17 protein-coding genes are annotated in these 21,128 nt (G+C 44.0%); 6 read left to right on the forward strand and 11 right to left on the reverse strand.

What is annotated here, in order from left to right; genetic code table 11:
* On the forward strand, positions 1-1,260 hold the full coding sequence (locus FLA_RS23445) for a homoserine dehydrogenase (protein ID WP_076374921.1): 1,260 nt from the start codon (positions 1-3) through the stop codon (positions 1,258-1,260).
* A gap of 943 nt (positions 1,261-2,203) precedes the next feature.
* Here the strand turns inward: FLA_RS23445 and FLA_RS23450 are convergent.
* Positions 2,204-2,425 carry a DUF2795 domain-containing protein gene (locus FLA_RS23450; protein WP_076374923.1) on the reverse strand — a complete coding sequence of 74 codons (222 nt, stop codon included), beginning with the start codon at positions 2,423-2,425 and terminating at the stop codon, positions 2,204-2,206.
* Positions 2,426-2,619: 194 nt separating this feature from the next.
* On the opposite strand from FLA_RS23450, the gene FLA_RS23455 reads away from it, so the two are divergent.
* Positions 2,620-3,273, forward strand: a complete 654-nt coding sequence (locus tag FLA_RS23455; protein ID WP_076377250.1) for an ABC transporter ATP-binding protein — start codon at positions 2,620-2,622, stop codon at positions 3,271-3,273.
* 1 nt (position 3,274) lies between these two features.
* Here the strand turns inward: FLA_RS23455 and FLA_RS23460 are convergent, their stop codons facing one another.
* Genes FLA_RS23460 through gatC form a run of 3 tightly spaced genes read right to left on the reverse strand, consistent with a single transcriptional unit; the run spans position 3,275 to position 4,881 of the window.
* A complete protein-coding gene (locus FLA_RS23460; protein WP_076374925.1) occupies positions 3,275-3,835 on the reverse strand; it encodes a cob(I)yrinic acid a,c-diamide adenosyltransferase in 561 nt (186 codons plus the stop codon).
* Between the two features lie 9 nt (positions 3,836-3,844).
* Complete coding sequence (locus FLA_RS23465; RefSeq protein WP_076374927.1) at positions 3,845-4,561, reverse strand: ABC transporter ATP-binding protein; 717 nt, start codon at positions 4,559-4,561, stop codon at positions 3,845-3,847.
* A 29-nt stretch (positions 4,562-4,590) separates the two neighbouring features.
* Positions 4,591-4,881 carry an Asp-tRNA(Asn)/Glu-tRNA(Gln) amidotransferase subunit GatC gene (gene gatC / locus FLA_RS23470; RefSeq protein WP_076374929.1) on the reverse strand — a complete coding sequence of 97 codons (291 nt, stop codon included), beginning with the start codon at positions 4,879-4,881 and terminating at the stop codon, positions 4,591-4,593.
* Between the two features lie 122 nt (positions 4,882-5,003).
* On the opposite strand from gatC, the gene FLA_RS23475 reads away from it, so the two are divergent.
* From FLA_RS23475 to FLA_RS23485, 3 genes are all read left to right on the forward strand, one after another.
* Positions 5,004-6,395: a sigma-54-dependent transcriptional regulator gene (locus tag FLA_RS23475; protein ID WP_076374931.1), complete on the forward strand. Its 1,392-nt coding sequence runs from the start codon at positions 5,004-5,006 to the stop codon at positions 6,393-6,395.
* 67 nt (positions 6,396-6,462) lie between these two features.
* A complete protein-coding gene (locus tag FLA_RS23480; RefSeq protein ID WP_076374933.1) occupies positions 6,463-9,027 on the forward strand; it encodes a PAS domain-containing hybrid sensor histidine kinase/response regulator in 2,565 nt (854 codons plus the stop codon).
* Complete coding sequence (locus FLA_RS23485) at positions 9,027-9,380, forward strand: Hpt domain-containing protein (protein ID WP_076374935.1); 354 nt, start codon at positions 9,027-9,029, stop codon at positions 9,378-9,380. The genes FLA_RS23480 and FLA_RS23485 overlap by 1 nt, the downstream gene beginning before the upstream one ends.
* A 42-nt stretch (positions 9,381-9,422) precedes the next feature.
* On the opposite strand, the gene FLA_RS23490 is transcribed toward FLA_RS23485, so the two are convergent.
* From FLA_RS23490 to FLA_RS23505, 4 genes are all read right to left on the reverse strand, one after another.
* On the reverse strand, positions 9,423-11,408 hold the full coding sequence (locus tag FLA_RS23490) for a protein-disulfide reductase DsbD family protein (RefSeq protein ID WP_076374937.1): 1,986 nt from the start codon (positions 11,406-11,408) through the stop codon (positions 9,423-9,425).
* Positions 11,409-11,428: 20 nt separating this feature from the next.
* On the reverse strand, positions 11,429-11,884 hold the full coding sequence (locus tag FLA_RS23495) for a protein-disulfide reductase DsbD domain-containing protein (RefSeq protein ID WP_076374939.1): 456 nt from the start codon (positions 11,882-11,884) through the stop codon (positions 11,429-11,431).
* Positions 11,885-12,051: 167 nt separating this feature from the next.
* On the reverse strand, positions 12,052-12,954 hold the full coding sequence (locus FLA_RS23500) for a hypothetical protein (RefSeq protein ID WP_076374941.1): 903 nt from the start codon (positions 12,952-12,954) through the stop codon (positions 12,052-12,054).
* Between the two features lie 87 nt (positions 12,955-13,041).
* Entirely contained in the window at positions 13,042-14,586 is a 1,545-nt protein-coding gene (locus FLA_RS23505; protein ID WP_076374943.1) for a hypothetical protein, read from the reverse strand.
* Between the two features lie 97 nt (positions 14,587-14,683).
* Here FLA_RS23505 and FLA_RS23510 point away from each other — a divergent pair, with 97 nt between their 5' ends.
* A complete protein-coding gene (locus FLA_RS23510; RefSeq protein ID WP_076374945.1) occupies positions 14,684-16,675 on the forward strand; it encodes a KUP/HAK/KT family potassium transporter in 1,992 nt (663 codons plus the stop codon).
* Positions 16,676-16,698: 23 nt separating this feature from the next.
* Here the strand turns inward: FLA_RS23510 and FLA_RS23515 are convergent, their stop codons facing one another.
* From FLA_RS23515 to FLA_RS23525, 3 genes are all read right to left on the reverse strand, one after another.
* Positions 16,699-17,649, reverse strand: a complete 951-nt coding sequence (locus FLA_RS23515) for a hydrogen peroxide-inducible genes activator (RefSeq protein ID WP_076374947.1) — start codon at positions 17,647-17,649, stop codon at positions 16,699-16,701.
* Between the two features lie 258 nt (positions 17,650-17,907).
* Positions 17,908-18,816, reverse strand: a complete 909-nt coding sequence (locus FLA_RS23520) for a S66 peptidase family protein (protein WP_076374949.1) — start codon at positions 18,814-18,816, stop codon at positions 17,908-17,910.
* A 41-nt stretch (positions 18,817-18,857) separates the two neighbouring features.
* A complete protein-coding gene (locus tag FLA_RS23525) occupies positions 18,858-21,092 on the reverse strand; it encodes a helix-turn-helix domain-containing protein (protein WP_076374951.1) in 2,235 nt (744 codons plus the stop codon).
* Between the last annotated feature and the right edge of the window lie 36 nt (positions 21,093-21,128).

Consider the following 21,128-nt stretch of genomic DNA (forward strand, 5'->3'; position numbering starts at 1 on the left):
ATGGAAGCACACAAACAATTAACCATTGGTCTTTTCGGCTTTGGCGTAGTAGGCGAAGGCCTCTACAAAGTATTACAACAAACCCCGTCCCTGAAAGCAACCATTAAAAAGGTTTGCATTAAAAACCCTGACAAAAAAAGAAACGCTCCGCAGGAACTTTTTACAGCTGATAAAAACGAGCTGTTATTCGATAAAGAGATTAACGTAATTGTAGAGGTTATTGATGATGCCGATGCAGCATTTGACATAGTTTCGGTTGCTTTTCAACAAGGCAAGGCCGTAGTAAGCGCCAGTAAAAAAATGATTGCCGAACACCTGGCAGAAATTCTGGAGTTTCAAAAACAAACCGGCCTTCCTTTCTTATGTGAGTCGGCCGCCTGCGCTTCTATTCCTGTTATCCGTAACCTGGAAGAATATTACGATAACGATCTTCTGCATGGTATTAAAGCCATCATCAACGGTAGCACCAACTTCATCCTTACCCGGATGTTTGAAGATAAAAAAGAGTTTAACGAAGCGCTGTTACAGGCTCAACAACTAGGCTTTGCCGAAAGCAATCCCAAACTGGACGTAGAAGGGTACGATTCTGTAAACAAATGGTCTATCCTGCTGTGCCACGCGTATGGTATTGTAGAACATCCTTCCAATATCCTGTTCAGCGGCATTCAGAATATACAGTTAAGCGATGCGGTAGTAGCCAAAGAAAAAAGCTACGATATTAAACTGGTAGGCCAGGCGCAAAAGCTGAGCAACGGTAAGGTAGCCGCTTATGTGCTGCCCCAGTTTGTAAAGCAGGACGATCAGCTGTCGTTTGTAAAAAATGAATACAACGGTGTGGTAATTGAAAGCGGATTTGCCGACAAGCAGTTTTTCTACGGAAAAGGCGCCGGCAGCTTCCCTACCGCTTCTGCCGTATTAAGCGATATTTCGGCTTTACGTTACGATTACAAGTACGAGTACAAGAAAAAATACTACCACACTCCTGGTGAGCTTACACATGACTTTTATGTAAGAACCTATGTAAGCTTCGACAAACTCCAGGATGTGAACAAAGAAGACTTTGAATGGATTGAAGAGTGGCACGGTGGCCAGGAAAGGAACTATTTAGTGGGTGTTATTCATTTTGAGAAGCTGGTAGCCAACAAGTGGTGGAAAGCCTCCGGAATCTCCCTCATTTTGTCTCCTGATCCTGTTATTGAAAGCATCGAGCTGCGCAATATCAAGAAAAGAAGCCTGGAACTGGCAGGTATCGGAAATTAGTGCGTTGATTTTCAAGTATACAAAAGGCCTTCTATTGCAGGAGGTCTTTTTTTATGCACGTATCAGCAGTAAATAAAAGCAGAAAAAGCTGCTTACAATGTCCTATGTAAGTACTTACAAGGTGGTTTGTGGGTACTTACAAGGTCTTCTGTAAGTACTTACGAAGCGGTTGTAAGCACTTACAATGCCTTCTGCAAGTACTTACAAAGCGATCGTAAGCACTTACAATGTCCTCTGCAGGTACTTACAAAGTGGTTTGTATGTACTTACAATATCTTCTGTAAGTACTTACAAGGCGGCTTGTGGGTACTTACAACGTCCTCTGTAAGTACTTACGAAGCGGTTGTAAGCACTTACAATGCCTTCTGTAAGTACTTACAAAGTGGTTTGCGGGTACTTACAAGGTCTTATGTAAGTACTTACGAAGCGGTTGAAAGTACTTACCATGTGCTCTGTATGTACTTACAAGTGGCTTGTAGGCATCTACAAAGCCTTATGTAGTACTCACAAAGCGGCCGTAAGTACTTACGCTGCGGTTGAATGTACCTGCCATTTTCCTGCCGTTGCTTACAAAAGCTTTTAAAGTACCTGCCGGCTACCTGCAATTACCCGCCAGTGCACAAAAAGCACTTACAAAGTATCCCAGAACACTTACCTATCTCGTGAAAATACTACCCGGTGAGTAGTAAGTACTTACCACCTGTTTCCCTGCACAAAAAGGCTGCCGTGCAGCACTTGCCAGCTTGTTTGCAGTACACACCATTCGTGCTAAAGTACGCACCCGGTTAGCGGAGGTACTTCCGGGCAAAACCAATAGTATGGAGCCGAAATGGAGAGAGAATAGCTGGTGTTCGATAGCATAACCGTTACCGGTTACGTAAGTTAGCAGTAATGAAAACAGCCCCCCTTTCGGGCGGCTGCTGAACTTTTTTACATACACTGCTTAATATTCGTCCTCATTGAACATGAAGTCTTCCTGACTTGGATAATCAGGCCAGATATCTTCAATGCTCTCATACACTTCACCTTCATCTTCCAGCTCCTGTAAGTTTTCCACTACCTCAATAGGGGCACCGGAACGAATAGCATAATCTATCAACTCGTCTTTTGTAGCTGGCCAGGGTGCGTCTTCCAAATAACTGGCTAATTCTAATGTCCAGAACATAGCAAAACATTTTGTTTTATCTGGGAATATTGTTTATTTAAGGGTTATCCGACCGGCGGATTACACCTAAAAATTTTCGCAAAAGTAATAGTTACATTGAAATTACCAAAAATGCCTTTATACATCAATGTAAATAAATAATTAAAAATCGGCTAAGTTTGTGGATAACGCCGGTAAATGGGCTGAATGGCAATATGTTAAAAGCAACTAATATTAAAAAGAAATATAACCAGTTAGAGGTCCTGAAAGGCGTGGATATTTCTGTAAACAAGGGGGAAATTGTATCTATTATAGGCTCTTCCGGTGCCGGCAAAAGTACCTTATTACATATTATAGGTACCCTGGACACCGCCGATAGCGGTGAAATTTACCTGCATAACGAGCCGGTTCATCAATACCGCAACGACAAGCTGGCCGCTTACCGTAACCGGCATATGGGTTTTGTGTTCCAGTTTCACCATCTGCTGCCGGAGTTTACCGCCCTGGAAAACATCTGTATTCCCGGCTGGATTGCCGGCCGTAAGAAGAAAGAAGTAGAGCAGGAAGCTATTCGCCTGCTACAAACCCTGGGGCTGGAAAACAGGCAGGATAATAAGCCGCATGCCTTGAGTGGTGGTGAGCAGCAGCGGGTAGCTGTGGCTCGTGCACTGATTAACAAGCCTTCTATCATATTTGCCGATGAACCAACGGGCAACCTGGACAGTACCAATGCCAAAGAAATGCACCATTTATTTGTAAAACTGCGCGACGAGTTTCACCAAACCTTTTTGATTGTTACCCACAATGAAGAGTTGGCTGGCATGAGCAACAGGGTGTTGCATATGAAAGACGGGCTTATCAGCGAATAAATCAGGTACGTGGCAACCAGGCCACCTCCGGCACCTGTAACAGGTGGCCAATATAACGCGCCAGCACAAACAGGTAATCGCTCAGGCGATTGAGATATTTTATGACGAGTGCATCAATATATAATTCCTGTACCTGCATATCCACACAAATACGTTCGGCCCTGCGGCAAACACAACGGGCTATATGGGTGGTAGAAACAGCCACATGTCCGCCAGGAAGTATAAAATGCTTCATTACCGGCAGCACCTCGTTCATGGCATCAATAGCCTGTTCCAGTGCCGTTACATCGGTTTCTTTTAAATCAGGCATACGCATAGCCGGCTCTTTGTCCGGATCGCAGGCAAGCGAAGCACCTACTGTAAACAAGCGGTCCTGTATCTCTTTCAGCATAGCCTTTACACCTTCCTCCGTAACAGAATCGCCTATCAGGCCTATGTACGAATTCAGTTCATCTACAGTACCATAACTATCTATCCTGATATGGCTTTTAGGCACCTTGGTACCACCAATCAGTGAAGTTTTGCCCCCATCTCCTGTTTTCGTGTAAATTTTAAAGGCCATTGTATATGCTTAATGTGCACCAGGCACAGTTTCTCTTATTGCGTTCAGCTTATCGGTTTCTATTACCCCATCCCGTAAACGCACAACCCTTTTCGCGTGCGCTGCAATATCTTCTTCGTGTGTAACCAATACTACGGTGTTACCAGCTGCCTGTATCTGCCCGAATATTTCCATTACCTCTACAGAGGTTTTAGAATCAAGGTTGCCTGTAGGTTCGTCGGCCAGCAACAAAGAAGGGTTGTTTACCAGCGCGCGGGCAATAGCCACACGCTGTATCTGTCCACCACTGAGCTCATTCGATTTGTGATGGCTGCGCGATTCCAGCCCCACTTTTTTCAGCGATTCCATGGCGCGTTCCAGTCTTTCCTTTTTGCCTATACCGGCATATATCAGTGGTAAAGCCACGTTTTCCGCAGCCGTAAGGCGGGGTAACAGGTTAAATTGCTGAAACACAAATCCTATTTCGCCATTGCGCACCTCGGCCAGTTCATCATCCGGCATTTTGCTTACATCTTTTCCGTTTAATACATACCGGCCCCCCGTAGGCGTATCCAAACAACCCAGTATGTTCATCAACGTACTTTTACCACTGCCCGAAGGCCCCATCAGCGCAACATACTCGTTTTTATGAATATCCAGTGATATACCTTTTAAAACAGGAATAGCCTGGCTACCCATGTAGTAGTTTTTAACAATCTGTTCCAGATGTATGATAGAGGTTGACATAAGCGCGCATTTGGTTTAAGGATGGCAAACTATTTTTTAATCACCTTTGGCACTCTGAAAAACTGATCACGGGCATCAGATGCATTCAGTAAAGCTTCTTCGTTCGTGACAGAGCCCTTCACTTCATCTTCCCTCCACACATTAGCAGCACTGCTCATATGTAACAAAGGAGCCACCCCGGTAGTATCTACCTCGTTCAATTTTTCTACAAACGCAATCATGCGCTGTAAATCGCCTTTAATCTCTTCTTTCTCTGCTGCACTGAACTGCAAACGCGAAAGATGCGCCAGCTGATCAAATGCGGTATCGTTTATTTCCATGTAAACAAAAATAACTATATCAGCTATTCTTTTGACGAAAAATGGAACAGCGGCAAAAACAGGCTGTTTTCAAGAGAAAAAGCGATATTTACTACCCGGTTTAAGGAGAAAACACCTGGACAATGAAAACGAACACCTGCAGCATTTACGTAGTAGAAGATGATCCGTTATATGGCTCCCTGGTAGAGCATTACTTATCGCTCAATCCCGATTTTCAGGTTAAGCGGTTTAACTCAGCAACAGAGCTGTTAAAATGCCTGCACGAGAAACCCGATGTAATAACCCTGGACTATTCCTTGCCGGATAGCACCGGCGATAAACTATTGCAACAGATAAAAGAGCAAAGCCCCGAAACCAACGTGATTATGATTTCGGGACAGGACGAAATACAGGTGGCTATTGACCTGTTGCAAAAAGGCGCCCATGACTACATTGTAAAGAATGAAGAAACAGAAGGCCGCCTGCGCATTTCGTTGCAACGGTTAAAAAAAGATATCGCCCGCAAACGCGAACTGGAATCACTGAAAACAGAAGTGGCACGTAAATACGACTTTAAGTTTAAAAGCATGATAGGCACCAGCCCTGCTATTAAACGGGTATTCGATTTGCTGGAAAAAGCCAGCGCCACCAACATTACCGTAAGCATAACCGGCGAAACCGGCACAGGTAAAGAGGTGGCAGCCAAAAGCATCCACTTTAATTCGCCCCGCAAAAACAAGCCTTTTGTTGCCGTAAACATAGCCGCCATTCCGCGCGACCTGATTGAATCGGAACTGTTTGGCCACGAAAAAGGCTCATTCACCGGCGCTGTAAGCAGGCGTATCGGCAAATTTGAAGAAGCCCATAAAGGTACACTGTTCCTGGACGAAATTGGCGAGCTGGACATTAACCTGCAAGCCAAATTACTACGCGTTTTACAGGAGAAAGAGATTACCCGCATAGGCAGTAATGAGATTGTAAAAATTGATGTTCGCATTCTGGTAGCCACTCACAAAAACCTGTTGGCCGAAGTAAAGAAGGGCACCTTTAGAGAAGACCTGTATTACCGCTTATTGGGCCTGCCTATTTTATTGCCTCCTTTACGTGAAAGAGGTAATGACATTCTATTGATAGCAAAATCTTTTATAGATGCTTTTTGCCAGGAAAACGGCCTCACCGAAAAGCAGTTATCTGTAGAAGCGAAAAAGCAGTTATTACAACACCCTTTCCCCGGGAATATACGCCAGCTGAAATCGCTGGTAGAACTGGCCTGTGTGCTTAGTAACACAGACGCTATTTTACCGGAACACTTAGAAGACGTGCAAATGCCTACGCGTGTAGAGGAGTTGAATCCGCTGGGCGTTTCATTAAGCCTGAAACAGCATACCTGCCGTATTATTCAGCATTGCCTGGATAATAACGAGTATGACGTAATGAAGGTGGCGCAGATACTGGAAATTGGAAAATCAACCATTTATCGCATGATTAACAACGGGGAACTCGTACTGTACAAGCATCCCAGCAAAATTGCCTGACAATTAGTTTCTGATTGCTGATAAAAAAGAGTATATTGATACAGAATTTGGCCCTATCCTAATTAACATGAACATTAATCTTCATCAGCAACTTAAAATCCTTATTAATAGCACCCTGCTGGTAAAGCCGGTTGCCACAGGATTAAACTGTGCAGAAACAAGCAATCCCGTTTCCTATACTACTGAAAAAGTAATGCCCTCCTCCTCCGGCCCTTATCATCTGCCGGGCTTTTTGTCAAAGAAACGAACCGATCCTGTGCAAACATCTACAGCCGTGAATATTAATGCACACATCTACGAGTGGCTTAATATGCTCATTACCAGTATGCCACATGCAACACTGGTAACAGACTCGTTACGCAACATCATTATTACCAACCAGCAGTTTTGCCAGTTGTTTCACCTGCCGCAATCGCCGCAGCAACTGGCAAACAGGAATAGCCTGGACCTGCTGGGCGAGCTGAGCAGCGATATGGTGGATGCTATGGCTATCTCGGGCCGGATTAATGAGTTGTATGATAGCCGGGAGCCAGCCGATAACGATGAAATTCATTTAAAAGATGGGCGCATTATTGTACGCGGCCATCGCCCCTTGTATTTTCAAAACGAGTTTTTTGGTCATTTATGGACCTATGCTGATGAAACAGAACGCATTCTTGCCCGGCAAAAACTAAACGAACAGCGCGATTTTTATGAAACTATATTGAATTCACTGTCTACAGAAATTGCCGTGTTTTCGCCCGATCAACGCTACCAGTTTGTAAACCCGGCAGCGATTAAAGATGTGGCTTTACGTAACTGGATGATGGGCAAAACGGATGCTGATTTTTGTGTATTCAGAGGTAAGGACATCGCTGTTACGGAAGACCGTAGAAATGCATTTAAGAAAGTGCAGGCCGAGGGCAAGTCGTATACCTGGCTGGAAAAGCAAATTACCACCACTCAACCAGAGAGAAGCGTGTTACGCACACTTAGCCCCGTATATAACCCGCAAGGAGAACTGGAAATATTTATAGCCCATTCGCTGGATGTTACCGAACAGGAAAGCACCAAAGAACAGGCGTTACTCAACGAAGTCAAATACAAAGACCTGTTTAACTATAGCCAGGAACTTATTTGCATGCACGACCTTAACGGCAACATAGAAAAGGCCAACCCGGCCCTGTGTGCGGTAATGGAAATGCCCGCTAATGCCCTGATTGGCAAAAACCTGAAAGATTTTTTGCCTGAGCAGGACCATCATTTGTTTACTGACACCTATTTACCTACCATTAAAACCGGTAACCGCGCCAAGGGGCTTTTCCGCTTTAACACGCATTCCGGCCGGCGTATTTACCTGTTGTTCCAAAACTATAAAATAGTACATCCGGAAGGCGATATGGCGCCTTACGTCATTTCGTTTGCACAGGATGTAACCAATCGTATACAGGCTGAGCGGCAGCTGAAAGAAGCTAAAAAAATAGTGGAAGAAACCGCCCGCGTAAAAGAGAAGTTTTTAACCAATATGAGCCATGAAATACGTGTGCCCATGACCCGTATTAAAGACCTCACCGCCCAGTTGATTAATAACGTGCCTGCCCTGCGACAGCAACCTGTGCTGGATAAAATACAACAGTCATCGGAGCATATCCTCAACATCCTGGAAGATATCCTGGACCTGGAAAAGGTAAACACCGGTGAAATTGTGTTTGACCACATTCCTTTTGATGTGGCCACCCGTGTGCATGATACCATTACCCTGTATAAAGAGATAGCAGAAAATAAGAATATAGACTTTGCTTTCGACAATCGCCTTCCGCCCGAATATGTTGCCATTGGCGACGCCGGCAGGCTGGCACAGGTACTGGAAAACCTGGTAGGTAATGCTGTAAAATTTACGCACGAAGGTGCAATCAGTATCTGCGCTCAAATAGAAAACGAATCGACCTTCGATGTTACCCTGCATTTTTCGGTAAAAGACACCGGCATTGGTATTGACGAAGACAAACTGATAAAAATATTTCAACCTTTTATACAAGCGCACGATAGCAGGAAAAAGCAATATGCTGGCGCAGGCCTGGGCCTTGCGCTCACCAAAAAGTTAATAAGTTTGCAGAATGGAACAATATGGGTAGAAAGCAGACCAAAAAAAGGCAGTACCTTCCATTTTAATATCGTTTACCAGAAATTCTCCGACCCTGAAACCTTACCAAACGATAAAAAATCTATTAGCGTGGTTAACAGGTTAGGTAATTTAAAAGTGCTGTTGGCAGAAGACAATGCGATAAACCAGTTATTGGCACGCAGTGTAATACAATACCTCGGTTTTGAATCAAAAACCGCATCTAATGGTCAGGAAGCTATTGAACTATTAGAAAAAGAAGACTTTGATATTGTTTTGATGGATATACAAATGCCTGTAAAAGATGGCGTGGAAGCAACCACCTACATCAGAAGCATGGCAGACAGTAAAAAGAAAAACATTCCCATTATAGCATTAACCGCCAGCACCTTAAAAGGAGAAGAGAGTCGCTACCTGGCAGCAGGTATGAACGCCTTTATTCCCAAGCCTTTTAAAGAGGAAGATTTATATGATATTATAGAAAAAGTGCTGGCGGATAATAACAATGGTAACAGCAACGAAAACGCCTAATGTCCACAGAAAGATTATACGATCTGGGCTTTATTAACCAGGTAGCCAAAGGCAACCAGGCATTGCAGGAACGGTTGTGCCGTTCTTTTGTATCCAGCGCTAATGGCGGACTGGAAGAGTTACACCAGGCATTAGCCGAAAACAACCTGGAAAATATTGGCAAGGCAGCCCATAAGCTAAAGTCTACCATAGAAGCCATGCGGGTGATAGAAGGCACCCGGCTGATAAAGCTGATAGAAAAAAGCGCCCGGTTGAATGTAAATGTAGAAGCTATTCCGGAAATGATACACGATGCCACTACTATCATACGCGAAACCGTGACCCAGCTACAAACCGATTTACAGTTACAATAAGCCATTACAAAAAATCCCCGCCAAATGGCGGGGATTTTTTGATTATCTCTTTTTAAATTCTTCTTTTACCTTTTCGAGGTGATCAATGAATTTCTTCTTGTCACCATCGTAACCATATTTCACGTCGCTTAAAGGTTTTTCTTCCAGGTCCAGGAACATGTATAAAGGCTGGGCGTTAAAGCCGAACTTGGTAATCTCGTAATCCAGGTTTCTGGCACCCACGGTGGTGATTTTTTTACCGTCTTTATCTGTGTACTGCTCTTCTTCCGGTAATTCAGTCGGATGATCTACATACAAACTGATTAACACAAAATCTTCCTTCATACGCTTTAATACTTCCGGATCTTTCCATACGTCATTCTCCATTTTACGGCAGTTAGCGCAGGAGTGACCGGTAAAGTCAAGCATAACAGGTTTGTGTAAAGCCTTAGCGGCAGCCATACCTTCTTTCAAATCGAAATAAGCTACCAGCCCATAAGGCACATGCAGTTCATTTACCAGCTTTTTAGGCGGCTCGGCAGCAGAAGTAGTACCCGCAGCTGCTGGAGCACTGGCACCACCATTGCCTATTTTATACTGCAGCTCATCCAGGTTAAAGTCTTGCGTAGCAGAAGGCGGCAATAAACCACTCATGGCTTTCAAAGGCGCACCCCACATACCAGGCGTCAGGTATACCGCAAAGCTGAACGAAGCAATAGCCAGGAACAAACGTGGTATGCTTACATGCTGCATAGGGCTATCGTGCGAGAAGGTGATTTTGCCTAACAGGTACAACCCTAACAGAATTGCCAGCACTATCCACAGCGCCAGAAATACTTCGCGGTCCAGTAAATGCCAGCCATAAATCAGGTCAACATTCGATAAAAACTTCAAGCCTAATGCCAGCTCTACAAAGCCAAATACAATTTTTACGCTGTTTAACCAGCCACCGCTTTTAGGCAGCGACTTGAGCATAGATGGGAACAGGGCAAATAAAGAGAAGGGCAATGCCAAACCAAGGCTAAAGCCCAGCATACCTAAAATAGGTTTCAGGCCAATGCCGCTTTTGCTGGTTTGTCCTAACAGGGTACCTACAATAGGACCTGTACAGGAGAAGCTTACAATTACCAGGGTAAGTGCCATAAAGAACACCCCTATAAAACCACCCTTACCTGCTTTTTCATCTGCCTTGGTGGCCCAACTGCTGGGCAGCGTTAATTCAAACGCACCAAAGAAAGAGATAGCAAACACCAGGAATATTGTAAAAAACAACAGATTGGAAACAGCGCTTGTAGAAATGGTATACAAAACGCTCTGACCAAAAATCATGGTGAGTATTAAAGTAGGAATAGTGTAAATAAGAATGATAGACAGTGAGTAAGTAAGGGCATTACGTACACCTTCTGCACGGGTTGCACTCTTTTTCAGGAAGAAACTAACCGTTACAGGTATCAGCGGAAACACGCAAGGGGTGATTACCGCCAGTAAACCTGTTATCAGGCACAAAAGAAACGTAGCACCCAGGCCATCTGCAATAGGTGCAGGCTCTGCTGCATCTCCACCGGTTGATCCGGCAGCCGCAGGTAACACTGTTTTAGAGAACTCTTCATTAACTGGTGGAAATTCTCCATCAGGCGTTTTTGCCATGCCATTGAAAGCCATCTTAATTACCGCTGTATCTGTAGCCGGAACATGTAATACATATTCAAATGTTACGCTGTCGGTAAAAAAATGAAACTCGGCAGGAATAGAAGTGTCTTTCTCTGTTTGCAGATTACCCTTTTCAACAGGCACATCGGTTGTACGGACAAAACGGGCTGTTTTAACCGAGTCGAACTCTACAGAAGATACAAATGCATCTTCTTCATTCTGTTTTTTTACCGAAAAGAGTTTTACCCCTTTTGCGATATTGGCTTTTACCTGCAGGGTAACAATGCTGTCATTGGTTCTTACTGCAGTAAAAGCAAGCTGCACAGGCTTATCCTGTGCAGCCACTGTTTGTATAATTCCGATCGTTGCTATAAGCACGATCATCAATATTTTCTTCATCAATTAGGGCTGGAAATGGATTACTGTAATTGGATACTGAACTCTTTTTTGGTAGGTGGTAAACACTGGCTATCATCGCAAGTCATGTAATCTACGATACCTGCAACGCTGGTTTTTACATTTCCTTTTACTTTCACTACCTGCACAAAATCAACTTTCTCGCTGTAGTATTTTACATCAACGCCAAAGTTTTCGTCGTGGCTCACTTTCATGGTACCTACTTCTTTCACTTTGCCATCTACTGTTACCAGTGGATTTTTCTTAAAGGTGATTTTAGTAGGAATAGGGCCGCCATCAGGGGTTGTTTGGGAATACACGTGCCATGGTTTGGCAAATACAGCGCTGATTACCACTTCGTAAGTGTTAGCAGCTTTCTTTTTAGCGGTAAAAGTCCATTTTACAGGATCACTGATTTGCGCTTTCACTCCGGCAGTCAACACCAGCAATAAAGAGAATAAAGCAATAGTTTTTTTCATTTTGTACTCGTTTTTCGTTCTAATATAAAGACTGATTAATCCCATACTTGGTACCATTCACAATTGTTAATTTAAGCCTAAAAGCAAAACTATTACTATTGATCTGGTCGTCGAACACCTTAATTATACCGGCGTTTTCGACTAAGGGGGTAAAGTTAGGGCCTTTTTTAATGTTGCCAAGTATTATAGAGCGAAAGCAGTGTTAACAACCAGAAAAGCAGCGCAGGCAACCAGGTGCGGCGCGGGAAGAGGAAAATGCCGGCAATAAAGGCCGCGGCAGGCACCATGGCCATGATGCCAGATTCAAAGCCGGCATCTTTACAAATAACCATTACCGGCAGCAGCACCAGCAGCATGAACAAAAGCACCGCCCATGCCTTACGCACCTGTATAAGGGTACGTTTGGCATGCGACCGCCATAAATAAATGCCCACCAGTAACAATACACCCCATAAAATAGCGGTGGCCAATAACGTTTTAAGCCCGTGGGCTGGCAAAGGCAAATGCCAGCTCCATTCAGGGATGTATAACCATATATCTTCCAGACTGTTACTTAAAAACAGTACGCTTATTAAAAAATAAAAGGGAGTAACCACTCCCAGCAGCATAATAAACCATTCGTTCAGATGAAAAGGGCGCAAAATGGCCAGAGCTAACAGACAAAGCAACACCAGTGTAACGGCCGGGTGATATAGTACTACCGAAAGACCGGCGATCATACCTATGTTATAAATCACCGGCCGGGTTAAAGACACCTCCTGGAGACGTACCATTTTACCAAACAACCATATTAACAGGCTATTACATATCAATGCCGGGGTTATATGCGCCCATTGCTCAAACAAAGCGGTAAGCAGTATATAAGTCATCCCCACTACATAAGCTACCTTTGGGTAAAGGCGCAGCTCACTGGCAATATGATTTAAGCGTAAAGCCTGAAACACGATAAGGGCATGATATACCAATACCAGTATAATAGGAGGTAATGGCGGTAGCAAATAAAACATACCGCCCAATGCGCCGGTGCCCTGTGCAGCTATAATTTCGGGTGGATGCTGAAAAAAAGACACATGTAGCCCTATGCTAAGCAAGAGCAACCAAAAAATAACGCCGGATGAGTTTTCACGGAATCTCGATACCACTTAGTGTTTTGATGATTAAAATTCCACTTTTGCGAAACAAATATAATTTCTGTACTCGCAAGGAACAATCATCTCCCAACTGCTTACCTGTTTGGCGAACCTGGGCATAAAATTGTATCCCTTATCGAGGTTCTTAAAGGTTGGGCTTCTTCTTAACTGACCATCAGCTGTAATGCTCTGGTCTGTTAAAAGTAAGTTTCTTTTTTCCAATTGGTTGAAAATAAAATGTATCTCATTACCTGAACGCATGGTGCCATAGCCCAGGTAATTATCGGTATTATCGTCGTATTGCGATTTACGAATGGTATTAGCCCATTCCATGTTACCGGTAGAATCGAACGATAAAATAGCTACGTTATCGGCAAAGTAACGGTTCACCTGGAAACCGCCCATTCCACCATAACGCCCCCAGGGATAATAATAATTGCTAAAAGGGTTAGCATAGTAATAGTTGTTGTAAGGCGACATATAAGGATAGCCGTAGCCGTAGCCATATCCGTAACCATTCATGTAATCCCAACGGTTGTTAGCCCCATTGCGGGCAGAGGTATATACGCTTTCGGCCGAAATAACATAGCCACCATCTTTACGCATCACTATATTCTGTAAAAAATAGTCGTTAAATGCCGTTTTGGTGCTGCCATCGCCTTTGGCATCATTGCGAAACTCGTCACTGAAAATGGTATTAATGTTAGAAATAACCGCTCCATTGTTTTTATCCCATATACTGCAATACAGCCCGTCAATATTTCCGCGCTTGCTTTTACTGAAAAAAGAGGTAACCAGATAATGTTTGTTAACGTTGTCCACTTTCAGGCGGATATCATCCATAAACAGCTTCATCAGGTCTACCGGGTACATTTCCAGCGAGTCCGCCTGCGCTCTTTTCACCAGCAAATGCAGCTGGGTGATATTATCATTTTGTGAACTTCCGGCGGGTCTTAAAAAGGCCAGATCGCCGTCATTGCTCAGTACAAACTCATTAATAAAGGAGTTTTTTTCCTCCATCGGCACCCCTACCGTGCCTTTTTTCAGCAAGCTAAGGTCACCTCCAAACAAGCTGAGCGTAACCAGGTGGTTACGGTCATTTTTAGAGTTGATTTTTAAAATTCCTATCCGCTGCTTGTCTTCGCTGTTTATCAGGGTATACAGCTTTTTACTGGAGGAATAGTTAATTTCTGTGGTATCCAGTATCACCGGCTGCCCCACCAGCTTACCATCGGCATCCAAACGGGCCACCATGCAAAACACAATGCTTTTTTTCTGGTATTGGTAAAAAAGGTAGGAATAGTCTTTGTAATTGATGAAATCCACATTTAACGAACGGTTAGGAATAAAATCCAGGTCGTGCTTCTCTACCACCTTCATATTATCGTCATACGCGGTAATAGAATGGTTGTCCCGGTAGCCTTTGTACACCAGGAAATGACCGTTCATTTTGCCAATTACTTCAAAATTCAGGTTGCGTACATCATCCCTGTCCGGTTCGGAATAAGTGATTTTCTGCGCCTGAACCATACTTCCTGCCACCAATAATATTATAGCAAACAAACCTTTCATAGCCTAATTTTACTGTTAACAAATGTAATGCTTAGCAGAACAAGAAATTTCATTATACATTTGTTAATTATTTACCAGATTCACAATACACATTTTCGTGGGCAAGCAGTTAAACAAGGTTACTTTAGCAGGACTAGTTATAGCACTTGGAATTATTTACGGAGACATTGGCACCTCCCCACTTTACGTTCTCAACGCTATCATCAACGGCCGCGTAATAAGCGAACAACTGATATTGGGAGGATTATCCTGTATCATCTGGACGCTTACCCTGCAAACAACCGTTAAATACGTGATTTTAACCCTGAAAGCCGATAACAACGGCGAAGGGGGCATTTTTAGCCTGTACGCCCTCGTGCGCCGGCAAAAAAAGTGGTTTGTGATTCCCGCCATGATTGGGGGAGCAGCCCTTCTGGCCGATGGCATTATAACCCCTCCTATCACTGTTACCTCTGCTATTGAAGGCTTACGCACCATCAGCCACTTTAAAGACATTGAGCAAAGTACCATTGTGTACCTGGTGGTAGGCATTTTTGCCATCTTCTTTTTTATGCAACAGTTTGGTACACTGGCCATAGGCAAAATGTTTGGGCCGGTAATGTTTATATGGTTTACCATGATGGCGGTACTGGGATTGTCACATATATCAGACGACATTCATATCTTAAAAGCTTTCAGTCCCCATTACGCCATTGAGCTGCTTACCCAATACCCCAAAGGATTCTGGTTGCTGGGTGCGGTGTTTTTATGTACCACCGGGGCCGAAGCCCTCTATTCCGATCTGGGCCATTGCGGACGGGGCAACATTCGTTTTTCATGGGGCTTTGTAAAAGCCTGTTTAATATTGAACTACCTGGGCCAAGGCGCCTGGTTGTTACAACACTACAACAATACGCTGGTAAACGACGCGGTAGCATCCCAGATAAACAACCCTTTTTACGCCATTATGCCTTATTGGTTTAAAATACCAGGCATTTTAATAGCCACCGGCGCGGCCATTATTGCCAGCCAGGCATTAATATCCGGCTCGTTCACCCTCATTGCCGAAGCCATGCGCTTAAACCTGTGGCCTAAAATGAAAGTGAACTATCCTACTGAAGAGAAAGGACAAGTATTCATTCCCGGCATCAACACCCTGTTATTTATAGGTTGTACCGGCGTGGTGTTCTTCTTTCAAAAATCTTCCAACATGGAAGCCGCTTATGGCCTGGCAATTACCCTATGTATGATCAGCACCTCACTGCTGTTTGCCAATTATATGGTAGGGCATCGCGTAGCTTCTGTGTTTATTTACGTATACCTGGCCGTATATTTTACCATAGAAATATCCTTTTTAATAGCCAACCTCGAAAAATTCCCACACGGTGGTTTTGTAACCCTTATTATTGGGGGCGCTTTGTTTGCAGTAATGTACATCTGGTATCGTAGCCGTAAAATCAAAAACAGGTACGTGGAGTTTGTGCGACTGGAACATTACCTGCCTATGATCCAGGAGTTAAGCAACGATAAGTCTATTAACAAATATGCCACTCACCTGGTGTACATGACCAGTGCCAATAACCCTAACGAAATTGAGCATAAAATCATTTACTCGATACTCAACAAAAAACCCAAAAGGGCCGACATATACTGGTTTGTGCACGTAGATGTATTAGACGATCCCTATACCTGCGAGTATGTAGTAGACCATATTATCCCGAACGATATTATCCGTATTGAATTCAGGTTAGGTTTCCGTGTGGAACAAAAAATAAACCTAATGCTGCGTAAAGTAGTAGAAGACCTGGTAACCAATAAAGAGGTGAACATTACCAGCCGTTACGAAAGCCTGGAGCGCAACAATGTAGTGGGCGATTTCCAGTTTATAGTAATGGAGAAATTCCTGTCCAGCGATAACGAACTGCCTTTTATAGAAAAGGTGATTATGAAACTCCACTTCTGGCTGAAAGAAATAAGCTTGTCGGAAGAGCGTGGCTTTGGCTTAGATCCTAGTTTTGTAACAGTAGAGAAATTCCCGCTGATCGTTTCTCCAACCCGTAGCATACAGCTACAACGCATATTTACGGAGCAGGTAGACGAAGGCTTTTAAAGTAATACAATAACCAACCATTTTTATGCATGCAGGTGGTCCAGTACTGGAACCACCTGTTGTTTTTTATTCTTACGCAGTTTATCAGGAATACTCAACAGGATAGTTTGCTTTAACACCTCTACCAGCTTGCGCTTTACAAAATCGCGATGGGTTACAATACTCACCTCGCGCACTGGTGCAGGATGTTTAAAATGACGTATCATTTTCAGTTGCTGCCCCATCATATCGAGGCTGGCCAGTTCGGGTAAAATAGTAATGCCATCATTTAAATCTACCATCCGGCGCAGGGTTTCCAAACTACCCGCTTCATACTCAAAATGTGCAGTTTTGCCCGACCTTCGTAATTCGCATAAATTTATGATCTGCGAGCGGAAACAATGCCCCTCTTCCAGCAACCACAGCTTATCCGGATCTATATCTTTGGCCAATACATAGCTTTTCTTGTAGGCTTCGTTGTTTTTAGACACATAAGCCATCAGCTCCTCATAAAACAACACATCTTCTTTAATCCCTTGTTCCTGTAAAGGGGTTACCAGTATGCCGGCATCAATTTTACCTTCCTTTAGCCTGGTTACAATATTGCTGGTGGTAAGCTCGTTTACCACCAACCGCACCTGGGGATATTTTTTGGTAAAACTGGTTACAAACAAAGGCAGCAGGTAGGGCGCCAGGGTGGGAATGATACCTACTTTCAACTCACCATTTACAATACCCTTGCGCGAATCGATCATTTCGGTTAACGCATTCCTTTCTGATAAAATGCGGCGCGACTGCTCAATAATTTCAATGCCCGCTTCGGTAGGCAGCACAGGCTGCTTGCTACGGTCAAATATTTTAACTCCCAGTTCTTCTTCCAGCTTGTGAATCTGCATGCTTAACGTAGGTTGTGTAACAAAACAATGCTGTGCTGCATCTGCAAAATGACGATACATATCTACGGCTACGATGTACTCCAGCTGGGTAAAAGTCATAGGAATTATCTATTAAAGGATAAATTCAATCAATTAGGATGATGTAAAGATAAGTGCCACATTTGTATTGTACTAATAGAAAAGAGGAATAATATCATAGACCGGAAATACAAGTACGAAGAGGTTAAATAGTGCACATGAGAGAGCTTAAAAAGTAGAAAAGCGTATTTTGTATTGTAATACAAAATACGCTTTTTACTACTCTATTAGTCCAACGCGCAAAACACAAAACATTTTGCGTTTTGCCATCGAACCAACTTATAACAATTTCAGTTTCACTTCCTCCTCTTTCACATTCAGCTTATGTTCAGCTCCCACCATTAAGGCATAATTCTCCTTTACATGGCCTACCGGAAAGCCGAAGCATACAGGGTAATCATAGTCCTGCACCTTATCGTAAATAATATCCTCTGTTTCCTGGCCAAACGGGATAACCGTATCTTTCATATCCGAAAAGCTACCCACCATTAACCCAGCCAGCTCATCCAGTTTGCCGGCACGTTTTAACTGCATCATCATCCGGTCTACATTATACTTGTATTCACCCACATCTTCTATAAAAAGAATACAGCCCCGGGTATCATAATCAGAAGCAGAACCGATCATGTGTACCAATAGCGACAGGTTGCCCCCTATCAGTTGCCCTTCGGCTTTGCCGGTGCGGTTATAGGCATGCCCACCGCAGCTGTATTTTAATTTTCCGCCGCAGATGGCAACACGTAACGATTGCAGGTATACATCCTCTTCCGCAGCATCGTTAAACGCTCCGCCCATAGGAGAATGCAGCGACACGGTTTTTAACTGTGTTTGCACATGTGCATGCAGTAAAGTGATATCGCTATAACCAATAATCCATTTGGGATTTTTCTTAAACCGTTTCCAGTTCACCCGGTCAATAATACGGCTTACGCCATAACCGCCCCTGCCGCATAAAACAGCTTTGATATTATCGTCGTCCAGCATCTCCTGCAAATCAGCCAGGCGCTCTTCATCCGTACCTGCAAAATAATGAAACTGGTTACCCGGTGTGTTACCCAGCTTTACCTGGTAGCCCCAGCTTTCCAGTGCTGCAATGCACTTAATTAATTTGTCTGCCGGCATATAACCTGCAGGACACACAATTCCAATCGTATCGCCTTTCTTCAAATAAGGAGGAACTACTGACATGCGCTTTGTTTAAAAGATAAAATTATAAAAACACCTGTACTTTATTCCTCTGTAATAGCTGCTGCCTGTCTGTCGTAAATAACTGCCCGTATTTCGGTATAGGAATAATCATCTCCCAGTTTTTCTTTTACCGGACCCGAAAAAGTGGCCTGCAATTCATCCAGCGTCGCTTCAATTACGGCTATTTTTTCTGGGCTGACCATATCAGTGGCCCGCAGTTCTTTCATGCGTATACATTCCAGCAAATGCGATTCCGCCGTAGTAACCGTAATAGCCCGGGCTGCTGCCACATCTTCTATCAGCTGGCCTTCCAAAAACATTTCCAGCGTAACAAGCCTGCTGGGCTTTTTATCAGCACCTGCGCCTTCGCTACCACCACCACTTTTACGCACCACGCCTTGTATAGCTGAGGGCGCATTTAATATATCCAGCAATTGCTGGGTAGAGATATTATTTACCAGACCTGATGTAAGCTGCACTGCTTTTTGCACCGTTTCTTTTTTGCGCATAGCAGTTAGCCACAAACTCTGCAAGTCATCTATATATTTCTTTTGCTTCGCTTTTACTGCCAGATCTTTAATATGCGACAACAAAGGTGTAATGATATCATTGGTTAACAGCTTTTCAAAATATTCCGCTGCCGATTGTGTGCGTTCCTGTAGTTGCCTGTAATTATCTTCCTTTCCCGTAGCCAGCAGAAATTCCAGCTGGCGGCAAAACTTGCGGGCAGTATCCTGCTGCAATACCAGCTTTCGTAGTTGTAGCTGAATAAACAACACCTCTTCGGGCTTACCTGCCATTTGGCGGGTGGCAAAGCTGTCGTACAAATCCTGCCAGGCAGTAACCACCAGGCTCCAGTTAAAGCATTGCACCAGCGATGTTTTCACAAACTCGCCATTGGAAGCCAGCAGCAGTTCGGCCAGGTTTACGCCTTCCTGACTCTGTTGTATATAAGGCATCACCCGGTCATCGGCATACATATGATGCGGATGAATAATAGAATGCAACACCAACCCTTGCAGCGAGGTTAAACGGCTTAATGCCACATATACCTGTCCGGGTGCAAAAGAAGCGCCTGCATCGATCACCGCTTTATCAAACGTTAGCCCCTGGCTTTTATGAATGGTAACCGCCCAGGCCAAACGGATAGGGTATTGCGAGAAACTACCCAACTCCTCTTCCTTCACCTTATCTTCCATCTCGCTATAATCGTAACGTATATTCTTCCACTTCTCCGTTTCCAGTAAAAACTCAGCAGGCTCACCGGGGAAATGAATGTAAATACCCTCCGCATCAATACGTTTTATCACACCAATTTTTCCATTATAGTAACGCCTGCTTTCGCCCTTGTCATTTTTAATGAACATAATTTGTGCACCTGCTTTCAGCTGCAATGTTTTTTCGGCAGGAAAAGCCTTTTCCGAAAACTCGCCGGTTATTTCAGCAGTGAAAGTATGTGACTCGCCCGGCAGTAGCTGTAAGGCTTGCTGATTTACAGCATCCGCTTTAAAATTATGCGTGGTAAGCATAATATAGTTGTCTTCCGCAGCAGGCACAAAAGCCGGATTATAATGCTGTTGCAGCAATTGCAGATCGGCCGGTGTACAACGGTTGTTGCGGATATTGTTTAACAGGTTTACAAACACCGGATCGCGCTGGCGGTATACTTTCTGCAATTCTATATATACAGGAAAGGCCTGCCGTATTACATGCGCATCAAAGAAAAAGGGACTGCGGTAATGCTCTTTCATAATCTCCCATTCTTCCCTTCCCGTTACCGGGGGCAGCTGAAACAGGTCGCCAATATACAGCACCTGCAAACCGCCAAAAGGTCGCGGATTATTTCTAAAATGACGCAGGATAGTATCAATGGCATCCAGCATATCGGCCCTGAGCATAGATACCTCATCAATTACCAGCAGTTCCAGCTGGTTCAGCAGCTTAATTTTATCCTTGTTAAAACGGATGTTCTTAAACAGGGTGTGTTGGTTGGTGATGGGCGCGTTAGAAGCATTCCAGCCGCTTTGCTCCGTAGGCACATACAAACCCATGGGCAAATGAAAAAAGGAGTGCATGGTAACACCACCGGCATTAATGGCCGCTACACCCGTGGGCGCCACAATAGCCATTTTTTTGGAAGTGTTGTCGCGCACATGCCGCAAAAAAGTGGTTTTACCGGTTCCCGCCTTACCGGTTAAAAAAACATGACGGGCGCTATAATTCACAAACGAATACGCCTGATCAAACTGAATATTAACAGCATCACCTGTAGCCATGCCGCAAAGGTAATAGGTGTCTGCTTATCTCCCCGG

The sequence above is a fragment of the Filimonas lacunae genome (assembly GCF_002355595.1).
GTDB classification, from domain to species: domain Bacteria; phylum Bacteroidota; class Bacteroidia; order Chitinophagales; family Chitinophagaceae; genus Filimonas; species Filimonas lacunae.

Excerpts from the sequence above, each read along its gene's own strand:
- FLA_RS23495 (WP_076374939.1), bottom strand. The coding sequence starts at position 11,884 with ATGAAAAAAACTATTGCTTTATTCTCTTTATTGCTGGTGTTGACTGCC.
- FLA_RS23455 (WP_076377250.1), top strand. The coding sequence starts at position 2,620 with ATGTTAAAAGCAACTAATATTAAAAAGAAATATAACCAGTTAGAGGTC.
- FLA_RS23525 (WP_076374951.1), bottom strand. The coding sequence starts at position 21,092 with ATGGCTACAGGTGATGCTGTTAATATTCAGTTTGATCAGGCGTATTCG.
- FLA_RS23485 (WP_076374935.1), top strand. The coding sequence starts at position 9,027 with ATGTCCACAGAAAGATTATACGATCTGGGCTTTATTAACCAGGTAGCC.
- FLA_RS23505 (WP_076374943.1), bottom strand. The coding sequence starts at position 14,586 with ATGAAAGGTTTGTTTGCTATAATATTATTGGTGGCAGGAAGTATGGTT.
- FLA_RS23445 (WP_076374921.1), top strand. The coding sequence starts at position 1 with ATGGAAGCACACAAACAATTAACCATTGGTCTTTTCGGCTTTGGCGTA.
- gatC (WP_076374929.1), bottom strand. The coding sequence starts at position 4,881 with ATGGAAATAAACGATACCGCATTTGATCAGCTGGCGCATCTTTCGCGT.
- FLA_RS23515 (WP_076374947.1), bottom strand. The coding sequence starts at position 17,649 with ATGACTTTTACCCAGCTGGAGTACATCGTAGCCGTAGATATGTATCGT.
- FLA_RS23490 (WP_076374937.1), bottom strand. The coding sequence starts at position 11,408 with ATGAAGAAAATATTGATGATCGTGCTTATAGCAACGATCGGAATTATA.
- FLA_RS23465 (WP_076374927.1), bottom strand. The coding sequence starts at position 4,561 with ATGTCAACCTCTATCATACATCTGGAACAGATTGTTAAAAACTACTAC.
- FLA_RS23475 (WP_076374931.1), top strand. The coding sequence starts at position 5,004 with ATGAAAACGAACACCTGCAGCATTTACGTAGTAGAAGATGATCCGTTA.
- FLA_RS23450 (WP_076374923.1), bottom strand. The coding sequence starts at position 2,425 with ATGTTCTGGACATTAGAATTAGCCAGTTATTTGGAAGACGCACCCTGG.
- FLA_RS23460 (WP_076374925.1), bottom strand. The coding sequence starts at position 3,835 with ATGGCCTTTAAAATTTACACGAAAACAGGAGATGGGGGCAAAACTTCA.
- FLA_RS23520 (WP_076374949.1), bottom strand. The coding sequence starts at position 18,816 with ATGTCAGTAGTTCCTCCTTATTTGAAGAAAGGCGATACGATTGGAATT.
- FLA_RS23480 (WP_076374933.1), top strand. The coding sequence starts at position 6,463 with ATGAACATTAATCTTCATCAGCAACTTAAAATCCTTATTAATAGCACC.